The organism is Actinokineospora spheciospongiae (assembly GCF_003182415.1).
In the GTDB taxonomy this organism is placed as follows: Bacteria; Actinomycetota; Actinomycetes; order Mycobacteriales; family Pseudonocardiaceae; genus Actinokineospora; species Actinokineospora spheciospongiae.
The window spans coordinates 518,609-532,448 of the sequence record NZ_QHCP01000001.1; the positions used below are offsets into that span (position 1 = coordinate 518,609).

The 13,840-nt window shown below is 72.1% G+C and carries 11 protein-coding genes and 2 pseudogenes; 7 read left to right on the plus strand and 6 right to left on the minus strand.

Annotated elements, in window-relative coordinates; translation table 11 throughout:
- Positions 1–17 precede the first annotated feature (17 nt).
- From DFQ13_RS02175 to DFQ13_RS02185, 3 genes and pseudogenes are all read left to right on the plus strand, one after another.
- Positions 18–260: pseudogene (locus DFQ13_RS02175) on the plus strand (transposase family protein); the annotation flags it as partial.
- Positions 261–956: 696 nt separating this feature from the next.
- Positions 957–3,413, plus strand: a complete 2,457-nt coding sequence (locus DFQ13_RS02180) for an ATP-binding protein (protein ID WP_035279893.1) — start codon at positions 957–959, stop codon at positions 3,411–3,413.
- Between the two features lie 763 nt (positions 3,414–4,176).
- A complete protein-coding gene (locus DFQ13_RS02185) occupies positions 4,177–5,343 on the plus strand; it encodes a hypothetical protein (RefSeq protein ID WP_110078609.1) in 1,167 nt (388 codons plus the stop codon).
- Between the two features lie 132 nt (positions 5,344–5,475).
- On the opposite strand, the gene DFQ13_RS02190 is transcribed toward DFQ13_RS02185, so the two are convergent.
- Both DFQ13_RS02190 and DFQ13_RS02200 read right to left on the minus strand, forming a co-directional pair.
- Complete coding sequence (locus DFQ13_RS02190; RefSeq protein WP_146241039.1) at positions 5,476–6,618, minus strand: cytochrome P450; 1,143 nt, start codon at positions 6,616–6,618, stop codon at positions 5,476–5,478.
- Between the two features lie 282 nt (positions 6,619–6,900).
- Positions 6,901–8,247 carry a Dyp-type peroxidase gene (locus tag DFQ13_RS02200; protein WP_233427463.1) on the minus strand — a complete coding sequence of 449 codons (1,347 nt, stop codon included), beginning with the start codon at positions 8,245–8,247 and terminating at the stop codon, positions 6,901–6,903.
- A 114-nt stretch (positions 8,248–8,361) separates the two neighbouring features.
- Between DFQ13_RS02200 and DFQ13_RS02205 the strand changes: the two genes are divergently transcribed.
- On the plus strand, positions 8,362–9,327 hold the full coding sequence (locus tag DFQ13_RS02205; RefSeq protein ID WP_084175365.1) for a right-handed parallel beta-helix repeat-containing protein: 966 nt from the start codon (positions 8,362–8,364) through the stop codon (positions 9,325–9,327).
- An 11-nt stretch (positions 9,328–9,338) separates the two neighbouring features.
- On the opposite strand, the gene DFQ13_RS33490 is transcribed toward DFQ13_RS02205, so the two are convergent.
- On the minus strand, positions 9,339–9,482 hold the full coding sequence (locus tag DFQ13_RS33490) for a hypothetical protein (protein WP_181399834.1): 144 nt from the start codon (positions 9,480–9,482) through the stop codon (positions 9,339–9,341).
- A 353-nt stretch (positions 9,483–9,835) separates the two neighbouring features.
- Here DFQ13_RS33490 and DFQ13_RS02210 point away from each other — a divergent pair.
- Positions 9,836–10,192 (plus strand): annotated as a pseudogene (locus tag DFQ13_RS02210) (FAD-binding oxidoreductase); the annotation flags it as partial.
- Positions 10,193–10,297: 105 nt separating this feature from the next.
- On the opposite strand, the gene DFQ13_RS02215 reads toward DFQ13_RS02210, so the two are convergent.
- Both DFQ13_RS02215 and DFQ13_RS02220 read right to left on the minus strand, forming a co-directional pair.
- Positions 10,298–10,510 carry a hypothetical protein gene (locus DFQ13_RS02215; RefSeq protein ID WP_035279889.1) on the minus strand — a complete coding sequence of 71 codons (213 nt, stop codon included), beginning with the start codon at positions 10,508–10,510 and terminating at the stop codon, positions 10,298–10,300.
- A gap of 680 nt (positions 10,511–11,190) precedes the next feature.
- Positions 11,191–12,471 (minus strand): erythromycin esterase family protein, encoded by a 1,281-nt coding sequence (locus tag DFQ13_RS02220; protein ID WP_052020850.1) that lies wholly within the window; start codon positions 12,469–12,471, stop codon positions 11,191–11,193.
- A gap of 162 nt (positions 12,472–12,633) precedes the next feature.
- On the opposite strand from DFQ13_RS02220, the gene DFQ13_RS02225 reads away from it, so the two are divergent.
- Positions 12,634–12,864, plus strand: coding sequence for a hypothetical protein (locus DFQ13_RS02225; protein WP_035279888.1), 231 nt, complete (start codon positions 12,634–12,636; stop codon positions 12,862–12,864).
- 135 nt (positions 12,865–12,999) lie between these two features.
- Here the strand turns inward: DFQ13_RS02225 and DFQ13_RS35740 are convergent, their stop codons facing one another.
- Positions 13,000–13,638, minus strand: coding sequence for a DUF2238 domain-containing protein (locus DFQ13_RS35740; RefSeq protein WP_325050891.1), 639 nt, complete (start codon positions 13,636–13,638; stop codon positions 13,000–13,002).
- Between DFQ13_RS35740 and DFQ13_RS35470 the strand changes: the two genes are divergently transcribed.
- On the plus strand, positions 13,637–13,771 hold the full coding sequence (locus DFQ13_RS35470) for a hypothetical protein (RefSeq protein WP_267880588.1): 135 nt from the start codon (positions 13,637–13,639) through the stop codon (positions 13,769–13,771). The genes DFQ13_RS35740 and DFQ13_RS35470 overlap by 2 nt on opposite strands.
- The last annotated feature ends 69 nt before the right edge of the window (positions 13,772–13,840 follow it).

Here is a 13,840-nt window from a genome sequence, read left to right on the forward strand (position 1 = left end):
TGTTTGATCATGTCCTTGTGCAGGTGATCTCAGCATCGAGCCCGGAGTGGATCTTCCCGTTCACCGGGTTGCGGCCCGCCTGGTTCCGCAAGCTCGTGCGGGTTGTGGCCGTGCATGGAGGCGAGGAGATCGCCGACGGCCGCCCCGGCAGGCAGTGGGCGCTGGGCCTGGCTGACCGGGTGCTGCTGGTGGCCACCTACTGGCGCACGAACCTGCGGATGCGCCGGATCGGCCCCCTGTTCGGGGTGTCGCCCCGTGCGCACGGCATCGAGCCGGTCGGTCGCGGTGCCGGGGGGCCAATACCATGATCAGCACCGGCATCGCAGGTCCTGCGGAAACCGGGGCGGGAACACCGTCGTCCGACTGTTGGGCTGGGACGCCACCGCATCGGGCGGGCCTGCTCGATCTCGATCGCGGCACACTGTCCTATCGGGGACCCTGCGCGCTGGTGACACACCTGGACATGGTCCACTTCCCTACCGGTTGGGGATTTGGCTGAAGCGAAAGGGTGAACCTGGCCTCGTCGTGTTCAGCGGCACCTGGGTGGCGGGCGTGGGGCCAGAGGTGTGACTGTCCTCTGCGAAGGATCGGTTCCCTTGCCTGCCTTGGCTTTGTGCCCATGAAAGCGGCTGGTGGGTCTTCGCTTGCTGTGTCGTTGACGTCAGACCAAGTGTCACTTTCTGTGATCGTCCAAGCTCGCTCTGCTGACCGTCCACAGTGATCTGTCCAATGAGACCACCATCTGCCTATACTCGGCGACGTCACCAGAATGCACTGCCATGAAACGCTGTTGCAGGTTGCACGGCGGTTGAGAGATTTGTTCGGGTCTGAGTGGGACGTGTGGTTTCGAGGTGGCGATGGCTACGGTCGGTAGTTCGGCCGCTCCTGTCGGGAGCCGGAGGTGTCGGTTGGCGATGACGTGCGGAGCGGACGGACGACAACGCGATGAGCCGCCGGTGACGGGCCCGCCGTCGGACCACGAGCGGCCGCGGCCGGGTGGCGCACTCGGCTCACCCCGGCCGTCGGTGGCCTGCCTGCCGGACGGCGGGCGCGGGGCGCTGCCCCCGGAGCTGGACGTGTTCGTGGGGCGTGCTGAGCAGGTGGCCCAGGGGCTGGAGTTGCTGGCGACTCGGCGGTTGGTGACGCTGGTCGGTCCCGGAGGTGTCGGCAAGACCCGCTTGGCGGTGCGCTTGGCGCACCGGGTGGCCGACGCGGGCACGCACCCGGACGGCGTGGTCCTGGTCGGCCTGGCCGACGTCGAGCGCGCCGGGCCGGGGGAGGACCCGGCGCGGGTGCGGGCCAGGGTGCTGGCGCGGTTGTCGGTCGCGCTGCGGGTGCCGGACAACACCGACGACGCGGGCGTCGAGGCGGCGCTGTCGCACCGGTTGGCCGGGCGGCGGGTGCTGCTGGTCCTGGACAACTGCGAGCACGTCATCGGCGCGGTGCGCGCGCTCCTGCCGCGGCTGCTGGCCGCCGGGGACGGGGTGCGGGTGCTGGCCACCAGCACCCACCACCTGTTGCTGAGCGGGGAGCGCCCACTGGTGGTGCCCACGCTGGACACCGACAGCCTCGACGGCTCCGGTGCGGTGCCGGACTCGGTGCGGCTGCTGGCGCACCTGGCCGCGGACCACGACGTGGACATCGACCCGCACGACGACGCCGTGCGCGAGCTGTGCCGGTTGCTCGACGGGCTGCCGCTGGCCATCGTGCTCGCCGCGGCCAACCTGGAGGGCCAGAACCTCGACCAGCTCGTGCGCAGGCTGCGCGAGGACCCATTGGCACTGCGGGGGACCGAGGAGCGCGAGGACCGAGCCCACCACCGGTCCCTGCGGGCGGTCGTGGACTGGGCGCGGGAGCTGCTCATCCCCGATGAGGTCGCGACGTGGGCCACGCTGTCGCAGTTCTCCGGGTGCTTCTCCCCCGAGGAGGCCCACGACCTCGGCTGTGCCCTCGGCGTCGACCGCGACCGGATGACCGCGCTGATCGGGCGACTGCTGCACCGATCGGTGCTCGTGCGCGAACAGCGGCACGGGCAGGTGCGGCTGCGGATGCTGGAGCAGGTCCGCGCCTACGGCGTGGCCCTGGTGCCCGAGGGCACCCCCCGCGAGCAGATTCGAGACGCGCACGCCGCCGTCTACCTCGCCCAGGCCGCCTGTGCCGCGAACACCTGGTACAGCCCGCGCGAGGAGGACGTCCTCAAAACCCTCACCGCCAACAGGCCGAACGCGGCCGCGGCACTGGGCAGGCTGCTGGCGAGCCCGGACACCGTGTGGGACGGGCTGCGCCTGGTGGTCGATCGGGCCCGCACCCGGGCGGGGATCTGGGCCGGGCGGCTCCGCGAGGACCGTGAGCAGATCGCCGACGCCCTCGCCGCCACTGCCCGCCACCACCCCGGGGAACACCGCGTTGTCGAGGTGGAGGCGGTGGCCTCGGGCGCCTTCCTGGCGCTGTGCCAGGGCCGGTGCGACCTGGGCCGGGAACTGCTGGACCGGGCGTGGTGGCTGCACGCGGTCGTGGGGGGCCCGGAGCCGCCGGTGCTGTTGACCGCCCACGGGGTCTCGCTGTGGCTGTCCCCCAGTGCGGTGGTGGCGGGCAGCGCGCCCGAGGTGCTGACGCGGGCGGTGACCGCGGCCCGGGAGCAGGACGCCCCCGGTGAGGAGGCGATGGCCGAGCTGTTCCTGGTCCTCGTGGCATCGTTCGGCGGGGCGGCGTCCGCCGTCGAGTCGGCCGTGGTCCATCGCCGCGGGACCGAGGCGGCGGGAGCGGTGTGGGCGTCGTCGTGGGCGGGTATCGGCCTGGCCGTGGCCGAGTACCACCAGGGCCGCCTCGGGCGGGCGGCGGCGGCCCTGCGGCCCGCCCTGCGGGCGCAGGAGCGAATGGGCGACACATGGGGCAGGACGTGGGCGGTGCACCAGTCCGCGGTCCTCGCCGCGGCGGCGGGTGCTTGGCAGGAGGCGGCTGAGCTGTTCGGCGCGGTCGCGGTGATGCTGCGGTCCATCGGCGTCACCGTGAGCGGGTTGCCGCAGTGGTGGCGCGTGCAGCGCGAGGCGACCGCCCGCTGCGTGGTCGGGTTGGGCCAGTCCGCGATGGAACACCACACCGCCGCCGGGGAGCGGATGGGCGCGCACGAGGCGGTCGCCTCGGCACTGCGCCTGCTGCGCACCGTCGAAGCCGATGCCGACGATGCCGACGGCGTCGACCCGGTCGAGCGGCAGGGCAAGCTGAGCGCGCGCGAATGGCAGGTGGCCCGGCTGGTGGCCCAAGGCCTCAAGGACGCCGAGGTCGCCGACGTGCTGCGGCTGTCCCCGCGCACCGTCGAGTCGCACGTGCGCCGCATCCGCGAACGACTGGGGCTGCCCAACCGGACAGCCCTGGCCACGTGGCTCACCACCCAGGTCAGCCACGCGGTGTGAAAGCCGCTTGAGGGACGGCCGGTCTGCTGTGCCCGGGGTCGGGCAGCAGGATTGTCGACCACGATCTCGATCAGGTCCACAACATCGACGAGGTCATTCGACTGGCGGCATCGGTGGTGCTGTCGGAACCTGCCATCCGGGAAAATACTGAGTGGCCCACGATCGAAACCCTCAAACGGGTTTGTTCACTCGTGGACCGGACGCTCCGTCGCCGCGCTGGAAACCGTTCGTATCGAATGGGGCGCGCGGCGTCATCGAAGTGAGGGCGGAAAGGTGTCGGTGTTCGCATCTGTCCATCGACGGAGCAAGTGCGCTGGGTAGCGCGGTGGTGCCTGCGCGTGCACGTTCGCAGGACATTGAGGGTTCTCCCTTCTGTGTCGTTTGTTCGAGGCAACAAAATGCAGGCTAAATACGGTTACGTGGTGTGTTTCTGCTTGTTTATCGTCGGTCGCGTCGCTGCTTGAAAAGTGGTGGCGACGCCTTCTGTGATCGCGCACCGCCCACCCGCGGGCCGTGCGCCTCCCGACAACGACCGAGGTCAGGGAAGCACATGCGCAAATCAGTCTACAGTGGACTCGGTGGAGTCGTTCTCGCGACGGTGGTCGGAGCCGCCCCCCACGCACTCGCAGACCGTGCCCGCCGCCGTCGACCAGCGGGGCGGGGGCCCCGGATCGCCATGCGGCTGCTGCGGCTCCTGCCGGTGGCGGCGGACCACCGACGGGGTTTCCGGGGAGAAACCCCCCGACCCGGCGCAGGCGGGGGAGTGGCCACGTCGCCGCTGGACCACCGCGGTTGGAGTGCGGCGGAGACCGCGGGCGCCACACCGGGTGACCGGCGCCGCGTGCACTTCGTCGGCTCGCTGCCGCCCGCGCTGTCGGAGACGGACCGGGCGGGCATGCGGTGGCTGCTCGACCACACCGCCCCCGCGCAGCTGACAACCCTGCCGTGTGACCGCGATCCGCGCTGGATCATCGAGTGGCTGGAGGGCCTGCGCGACCGCGGCCCGTTGGAACTCGTGCTCGACGGCGACTCCTCCGACTACACCCGCATGCCGGTGTACCGCGTGCGCCGCGGTGCGACCCTCCACCCCGGTGACGTCGGCCCGCGACGCGCGCAGGAGGTCCCGGCCGCGATCGCCGCCCGCCGTGGGCTCGGTGTCGCGCACCTGCCCCCGCACCAGGTGTCGATGCCCGCGCCGCTGGACCTGAGCCTGTTCGCCTTCGGCGTCCCCAGCGCGGTGATGCGCCTGCTGCCCCCGGCCGCGGCGCTGCGCGCGATCCGCGGCGCGATCAAGCACCTGCCGACATTCACCGCCGCGATCACCGCCGAGGTCGAGCAGGTCCAGCGACTCGCCGACCGGCAGGACGAGCACGTCGTCATCCAATTGGAGAGCCCCGCGGTGATGGTCGCCTACGACCGGGTGCCCCGTGCGGTGTGGCCGCTGGTGACCGCGCTGTTGACCCGCCAGCTCGCAGGCGTCATCGCCGCCCTGCCCCCGCAGACCTCGCTCATCCTGCACGGCTGGTGCCACGGAGACCTCGCGCACAAACCGATCGCCGACACACGCGACCTGAGCCCACTGGTCGACTTCGCCAACAACCTGGCCGCGCGCCTCGACCGCCTCGGACGCCCGATGCCGCCGGTGCACGTCGCGCTGTGCGACGGCGAGACCGCGCCCTCGACCGAACCGTCGGACTACCAGGTCCTGCGCCGCCTGCGCGGTGACATCCGACTCTTCGCGGGCCTGGTCGACGAACACCACCCGGAAGCCTCCGCCCGCGCGCTCGAACTCGTCGAACAGGTCCTCGGTCGGCCCGTCGACGCGGTCGCCGCGGCCTGCGGGCTCGGCCGCCGCACACCCCGGGAGGCCGAGGCGAACGCCGCCCTCGCCGCGCGGCTGTCCACCGCTCCCGTTCTCGTCGTGCGGTGATCGTCGGAGCACGCTCGTACGGGTTCGCCGCCGCTGTTGCCGAGGGGCCGCGGCTGCGATCAGATCCACCAGCGCAGCGGGCGAAGGCAGCCGGGCGAGGCCGTCGGTATTGCCTTCTGGACGAGTGGACGCTCACCGGTGTGGCCTGTGCGGGAGGAAGGTCAACCTCAGGCCGCGCGGCGCGTTCAGGGTGCCCCGTGCGGGTGCGGGGGCGTGGTGGGGCACCACGACGTGGGTGTCGAGAACGGTGGCGATGACGACGACGAGTTCGGCGATGGCCAGGTGGGACCCGGGGCAGAAGCGGGGCCCCAGCGCGAAGGGCAGGTAGGCCCCCGGGGGCGGGTGGGAGTCGGGGTGGCGGCGGTGCGGGTCGAACCGGTCGGGATCGGGGTGGGCGGCTCGGTCCCGCTGGTTGATGTGGGGACTGAACAGCAATTCGGCACCTGCCGGGAAGTCGAGCACGGGAGCGTCGAGCACGCGCCGCAGTTGCCAGACCGGTGGGTGCAGGCGCAGGGCTTCACGCACGACGGCCCGGCACAGCGGCAGATCGGTGCCACCGGGGTCGCGCTGGGCGGTGGTTTCCCCGCGCAGCTGTTCCTGGAGATCGGGGCGCGAGGACAATTCGTGCAGCGCCCATGCCAGGGCGGCGGCCGGGACGTGGTGGCTCGACAACAACATCGTGCGCACCGCCAACGCGGTGGTCCGTTCATCCAGACCCGCGTCGGCCAGTGCGGCGACGAGGTCCGCGGGAGGCACCTCGGTGCGCAGGTGGTCGTGGACGGTGGTGAGGGTGGCGAGCTGGGCGCGCAGCAGCCGACGTCGGCGCAACAGCGGCGGGCGTGCCCGTTCCGCGGCCGACAGCTCCTCCCCGACGAGGCGGGTGAGGGTGGGGGAGGGCCGACCCAGGATGTAGTGGGTGTTGACCGTCGACAGCAGACCGGAACCTTCGCTCATCACGTCGATGTCCGCCGCGGACGCCCACCGCACGACGGCGCTCCGGGCGTGCGCGCTGATCGCAGGCGCGAACCGGGCGGCCGCGGACGGGGTCAGCCACGGGCGCATGGCTCGTCGCGCCGCCATCCACCGTTGCAGGCCGTCCACACCCCAAGATGTCGTGGCCGCCCCCTGCTCGACCCTGGCAGGCAGCGCGTGCCTGCTCGCCAACAGCCGATCAGTGGTCGCGGGGTCGGTGACGAGCCACGTGCCGGGGTGCAGTTCGACCACACCATCGCCAGACCGCGCCGCGGCGGCCAGCGCGCGTCGCGGGTCTCTCACCCCGGTGGTGTCCTCCCCGGGCCGCCCGCGCGGGCGGCCCGGGCGTGGAACCGGATCACACAGCCGGGTAGGCGTAGTAACCGGACGAGGCAAAGCGACGACGACGCACGAGCTTCTTCAGTAGTTTCATTGCACCGCTCCTCACTCGGGGGTGCACCGATTGTGATCCAGTCATCACCAAGAGTCAACAGGGTGAGGCGGGTGCATCGTGGGGAACGGTGCCCTGCGGGCAGCAGGCCCCTCCGGGGTGGTGGGTGAAAGTCCCCGGTTCCGGTGGCGCGGTCAGCCGTCGAGGAGGTCACTGCCGAGAAGGCCACCGCCTCCGGCGCCACCGCCGAGAAGGCCGTTGCCGCTGCCGCTGAGCAGCCCGATGCCGTTGTCGAGGAGGTCGTCGGCGGTGTCGACCGGGTCGGCGGCGGTGCCCGCAGTGGCCAGGGCCAGGGTCGCCGCGGCGGCCAGCACGGTCACCTCGTCGGCGTTCGCGCGGGGTCCACGGCGGCAGCCGGGCGTCGGTGCGGGAGGCGATGGCTTCTCGGCGCCCGGTTCAGCCGCCGGGGAACAGGGTGGAGCCGAGCGGCCGTTGCCGGTCGAACCCCGGGAGCACCAGGAAGGTCGCGCTCGCCGTGGTCTTGGTGAAGGGGGGAGCGCGTCGGAGCGCTCCATGTGGGTGAGGGTGGTGGTGAAGGTCCGCAGGTCGTTCTGGAAGCAGGCGAACAGCAGGCCGGGCGCGGGTTCGTCGGTGCTGTAGGAGCGGCGGAGCATGAGGCCGACACCGATCGCGCCTGCGTCCGCGCGGCGCGCGTGGGCGTCGGCGGGGACGAGGTACCTGCCGTCGGGTGTCTTGGCGCCGAGGTCGGGCCCGGCAGCGGCGGAACCGCCCGACAGGGGGACACCGGTGTCGCGGTGACGGCCGATGGCGGCCTCCTGGTCCGGAGTGGACAGAGTGGCGAACCGCCGCAGGTCGGGTTCCATGCGGCGGAGCACGGCGATGGTGCCACCGGCCACCGGCGGCGGTCCGGCCAACCACAGGTCCCGTCGCCGCTCGGCGGGCGTGTGCGGTCCCACGACGCCGTCGACGAACCCCAGCAGGTTCCGCGGCGCGGTGCGGTCCTCGGCCAGGGCGACACCCGGGCCGCGCCTGCCGGACTGGCGCCAGCGTTCGCGGACACCCGCTCGGTCCAGGAGCGCGGACGCCGCGGCCGACAGCAGCACGGCGTCGCTCGCGCACACCTGCACCAGCAGGTCGCCGCCGCGCTCGCGATCGGTGATCTCCTCGCGGGAGAACGGTGGCAGGTCGGTCGCACCGGGCAGCGCCGGGTCGCACAACCGGACGATCCGGGGGCCGATCCCGATCGTCACGGTGAGGTCGCCCGGGGCGAGGCCGAGCAGTCGCGGGTCGGTGCCCGCCGTGAGCGCGAGGACGGTCCGGCCGAGTTCGGCCAGCACCGGGCCCACCGCGGCGGTGCCATCGAGGTCCGCCACGACGACGAGCAGGTTGGGTTGGGCGTCCCGGGGTTCGGTGATCCCCGCCTGGTGCTCGCCCGCCGCGGGCACCGGGGCCGGGAGCGCGGGTCTGCCGTGCGGTTCGTCGGAACGGGTTTCGCACCCGGCGATGAGACCGGTGGTCACCGCGGCACCCGCGGCGCGAGGAACGTCCGGCGGGACGGGCGGCGGCTCACGCGAGGCAGGGTGCCACACGTCCGGGAGCGCGGACCAGTCCGGTGTCCGTGCCAGACTCGACCCATGCTCCGTGTGGATCTTCGGGTGTGGGCCGCGGCGGTGGCGCTCTCCGGCTGCTCCGGTGAGGACGACAGCGCAGCTCAGGGCCGCCGGTGCTTCCTGGACTCGTTCCTGGTCTCGCACGTGACCGCCACCGGCAACGGCCTCTACGGCATCTACGCGTTCTCCGCGCGCAACGGCGTGATCGAGGGTTCCTACGCCTCCGGGAGCGTCGACTCGGGGATCTACCTCGGGCAGTGCAAGCCCTGCCGCGTCGTGGTGCGCGACAACGTCGCCGAGTTGAACGCGATCGGCTTCGAGGCCACCAACGCCAGCGGTGACGTGTACGTGGTCGGCAACCGCTTCTCGGGCAACCGGGTCGGTCTCGCCACCAGTTCCGATCACCAGGAGAAGTTGCTGCCGCAGCGGGGTTCGGTCGTCGCGGGCAACCTGATCGCGGCCAACCAGCAGGTGGCCACCCCCGAGCAGGCCGACGGCGGGTGGGGCACCGGTGTGGGCATCGACGGCGGCAGCGACAACCGGGTCCTGCGCAACCGGATCACCGACAACGCGAACGCGGGCTTGGTGATCACCGCGACCCAGGACATCCCGGCGAACGGCGACCAGGTCCTGGACAACGTCTTCACCGCGAACGGGGTCGACGTGGGATGGGTGTTCCCCACCGCGACGAAGGGGTACGGCAACTGCGTCGGCGGTGCGGACCTGCGCACCGCGCCCGCCGGGCTCACGACGGCCGCACCGTGCCCGGCGACTCCCGGATCGCCGTCCCCCTCCGGCGCGCTGACCGGTCCGCGCCCACCCCGGGGCATCCCGTTCACCGAGGTGGCCGCACCGCCCGCGCAGCCCCAACTCCCGGGGGCCGCCGGGGCGAGCGAGGTTCCCGCCGTCCCCGCGCTGCCCGACCCCACCGCGGTCCCCGTGCCCGCGGCGTCGCTGCTGGCCGACCGCGCACTGGTGCGGGTGTCCTGAGCCCGCGGCCGTCACCGCGGCGGGACGGCGCCGGGGAGCGCGGGCACCGCGGCGCGGCTGTGCGTGTCGAAGTCGATGACGACCGGGCCCGGTTCGGAGGCCACCGCGACCTCGACCCGGTGCATGGTGCCGTCCGGACCGAGCCAGTAGCGCACCGAGCTCCCTGTCACTGCCGATGGCCGCCCTGTCATCGGCCTGCAGGCCTCGCTGGAGTCGGTGGCCACCCGCCCGGGAAGGCCTGGTGGTGTGCGGTCCGTCTGGCTCCGGGCCGCACCACCGCCCTGCATACCCTTGCTGCCGCCGTGCGCAGGACGGACCCCAGCGTCGAGATCCACCTGGTCACTGGTAACCGACGCCCCGCCCTCGCGGGCCTGGCGGAGTTATCCTCCGTGGTCAGGGGCGACGCGGAGATCGTGGCGTGGGCGCCCGAGTTCGCTGCGGAGTTGACCGCCGCCTCTCGGTAGGTCGTTCTTTTGTATAACTTGGTTGCCTTCGGGGCCACCGTCGACGGTCCGCTGCGCGGGCGCTGGCCCAGGTGCACTGCCACCAGCACGCGGTGATGGGGTGGGACGCCGACGCCGAACTGCTGCGCCGGGCGGGGGTCGACGTCGACCGCTTGGACTCGGGCTGCTGCGGCCTGGCGGGCAACTTCGGCTTCGAACGCGGTCACCTCGAGGTCAGCGAGGCCTGCGCCGAACGCGTGCTCCTGCCCCGCCTGCGCGACACCGGCACCGACACCCCGTTGCTCGCCGACGGGTTCAGCTGCCGCACCCAGGTCCACCAGCTCGACAGCGGTGGCCATGAGGGGATCCACTTGGCGCAACTGCTCGCCGCGGGTATCGACCACCCGATCGCGCCGGACTGATCGCGGTGTCGGCCGACGACCGGTGCGCCCTGCCTGCCGGAAGTGCACTGGTCCGCGTCCAGTCTACCAGGCCTGCCTTCCGCCCGACTCGGCCCTTGCAGTAGCTCACCCGTGAGCGTCGCCGGTCGTCCGTGGTGTCCCTTCTTCCACCTGTCCTTGGGCCTGGTGAGGATCGGCTCCCTGTTCGCGGGCCCGGATCGCGGCGCGCAGTTGGTCTGGTGAGAATTCGTCGTGGTCGACGAGGCCGAGGAGTTGGGCACGCTTGTGGAGTTCGATCGACTCCCGCTCATCCGCCTTGTCGTTGTGCTGCTCGTGCACGGTGTTCTCCTCGCGGGGGCTGTCCCCGTGCTCATGCCGCTCGACAGCGAGTCGGACGTGGAGATGTCTTCGCCGACCCGGGCAGATGAGGCGTCAGCGGCTGGGGGGTGGCGGTTCAGGTCGGGACGGATCGGGCGGGTCGGGCGTCGGCGGGACCGGTGGTTCCGTGCCGGGGGTGGGTTCGGGGCCGGGCGGCCGGGGGATCGGCTCGGGGATGGGTGGTTGCGCCGGTTGTGGAGGGGTCGGCTGGACCATGTTGTGCGCTCCTGTTCGCGATCAGCGGTCAGCTCTGTCTACCCGTTTTCGAGCGTGTTCCACATGGGGGTGGTGGGTCGGGCTCGTGCCGACTCACCACCCGGGTTGTCACCATCGGGATCCGCAGGTGACGGCTTGTGGACGTTGGGGTCGAGGAGCGGGAACCACGCCGACCGGGACCGGTCCGCTTGCCCCCCGGGTGGTGCTCGGGGTACCGGAAGGCCTGCCGGTCGGGGTCGAGGTCTGGTTCGGCGAGTTCGCCGACGACCGGTGTCAGGTGCGCGGACGCGGGGGGCGCCTCGCCTGCCGAACCGGGTCGCCTCTGCGGGAGGCGACGGTGCGGACGGCGCCGGGCATTGCGCGGCACGAGCGGTGGCGTCGGTGGCAGGCCTGTCGTCATGGGTTTCTGCACCGGGGACGTTCGGTCAGGTGCCTGTCGGATGGGTCTGCGGCTCCAGTGCGTCCGTCTGACGGGTGTGGAGCGGGTGCAGTGCGCGGGTCCGGTCGATCCAGACGAAGGCGTCGTAGCGGTCGCCGAGCACGGTGGGCACGTAGTTGCCCCGGTGTTCGCGTTCGGGGTGGTACACCACGCCGACGGCGCGGTGCCCGAGTTCGGTGGTGAGCAGGTCGGGGCGGTCGTCGCGGGGGAAGACGAACAGGGCCGATGTGGGTGCGGCCGCGTGCAGCACGTCCTCCAGGGAGCCGGGGCGGGCGGCGGGCACGGGCATTTCGCGCATCGGCGCCCCCCACGAGTCGCCCGCGATGACGGTGCCGCGGTGGCTGCCGAACCCGATTAGCACCACCTGGTCCGCGCCGTACCGCTCACGGGCGAGTTGGCCGAGGTTGACCTCGCCGTGGACTGCCATGTCGGTGGCGCGGGCATCCCCGACGTGGGTGTTGTGCGCCCAGACCACCCCCTTCGCGCCCGGCCCGTGGTGGGTGAGCAGCCGGTCGAGGGTCTCGTCCATGTGGCGGTCGCGGACGTTCCACGCCTCACCCCCACCGCGGACCATGCTCCGGTAGTAGCGCTCGGCCCCCGCGACGACCTCGGCGTTCTGCCACGCCCCGAACGCGCCGCCGCCCGCGGCCCGCCCCCGCAGCCGCACCAGCAGGTCGACCACCTCGTTCTCGCAGCCGGTGGGCACCAGGCGGGTGGCCGACGCGTAGTACCGCGCGTTCTCGCCGTAGGGTTCGAAGCACCGGTAGGCGGCCAAGGCCGCGGGCACCTCGGCGGGGTCGTGCTCGCGCAGGTGGGTCAGGATCTCGCGCAGCGATTCCCACAGCGAATACACGTCCAAGCCGTGGAAGCCCACCCTCCGGTGGATGTCGAGCCCGCTGTTGTGCGTGCGCAACCACCGGCAGAAGTCGACGACCTCCTCGTTGGCCCACATCCACGTCGGCCACCGCTCGAACGCCGCCAGTGCCGCACGCGGGTCCTCGGGGGCGTGCCGCGAGCACCGCACCGCCCGGTCCACCCGGCCGCAGTCGGGCCAGTCGCCCTCCACCGCCACGAAGGAGAAGCCCTTCTCGGTGATCAGCCGCCGGGTCAGCGCCTCACGCCACCGGTAGAACTCGTGCGTGCCGTGGCTGGCCTCACCGACCATCACCACCCGCGCGTCGCCGACCCGATCCAGCAGCACGTCGAGATCGCCCGCATCGGTCAGCGGCGCGGCCAGCGCCGCCACCTCATCCCCGTATCGGGACATGGGTGTCCTCCTCGCGGTCGTCGGCCGGTGTCCGAACCGCATACCCGCACCGTTCCGGCGGAAACCAGCCGGATGCCCCACTTCCTCCCGTGCGCATGGGTGTCAACCCGTCTCCGACGGGTACCACGCAGGGCAGGAAACCCCGACCACGAGGAGGAACGGATGTCCGGCAACGAGAGCGGTCAGGTGACGGGTACGCAGGACAAGGACTACAACATCATCTGGTTCGTCGAGGCGTGCCTGAGCAACGCGCTGCGCCTGGAGACCTACATCGCCGACGCCGACCGCGCGGGCGACAGCGAACTGGCGGACTTCTTCCGCCGCGCCCAGGGCGCGAGCCACAAGGGCGCCGAAGAGGGCAAGGAACTGCTCGCCCGACGACTCAACGGCTGACCGCGACGCACCTTGTGCCCGCGGTCCCGCCCACATGGACCGCGGGCACAAGGTGCGGACGACGGCCGGATGCGCCCGCGACGATGCTCACCTTGCCGGGTGGTGTTCACTCGGGTGTGGCGCCGACCAGGCGCCTCACAGTGTCGGGACACCGTACCGCTCGACGGTCTGCGAGGTGGTGCCACCGATGCCGTCGGTGGCCACCACCTCGTGGCTGAGCAGGCAGACACCCGGCGCACGCAGCACCACGGGTACGGTCCACATCGGAGTCGTCGGGCGATCAGCCCCGGATCGCACCACACCGAGGGGACGAATGCACCGGATCGACAACTCGCGCACCACGACGGCGGACACCGCTCCCTGCACGACGTGATCGACGCGGTCATAGTGGTTGCGTTCAAGGCCGAACCACTGCCTTGGCGCGGACACCTTCGTGGTCGGCATGTCCGTGCACACCCCTAACGGCATCCCTCCATGCCAGTACGAAGCCAGTACGAACGGCATGAGCGAGAGCCTTGCCCCCTCAGTGCCGCAGCGGCGCCGGTGCCACGGGCATCCCGGTGGCGCGCAGGCGGGCTGCGATCCCCCGCCGATGCCACCGGCGGAAATCGGGAGAGGGCAGTGCAACGCCTGGCCCTGGACATGGAACGTAAACTCGACGACCCACCCTCCCCGCCTGAACCGAACCGGCCGCCTGTGGTGAAGTGCCTCTCGCCCTTCGAAGATGTGGCCGGGAACCGGTGCTGACCGGTCGGCGGGGCTGACGAGTTCCATGGACGGCGGCGCCGGTGACCGCCAGGGTGGCGGCGCGGTCACGGGCAGCGACGAGGCCGCCCGTGACCTGATCACCAGCCGGGTGGGGCCGCAGGTCACCGCGACCGCCCGCCGGTCCTCCTCGACGTTGTAGTCGGCGTACCTGTCGCCCCGCAGGTGGTGCTGCGACATCGGAAGCAGCGGCCACCGGGTGAGAGGAGCG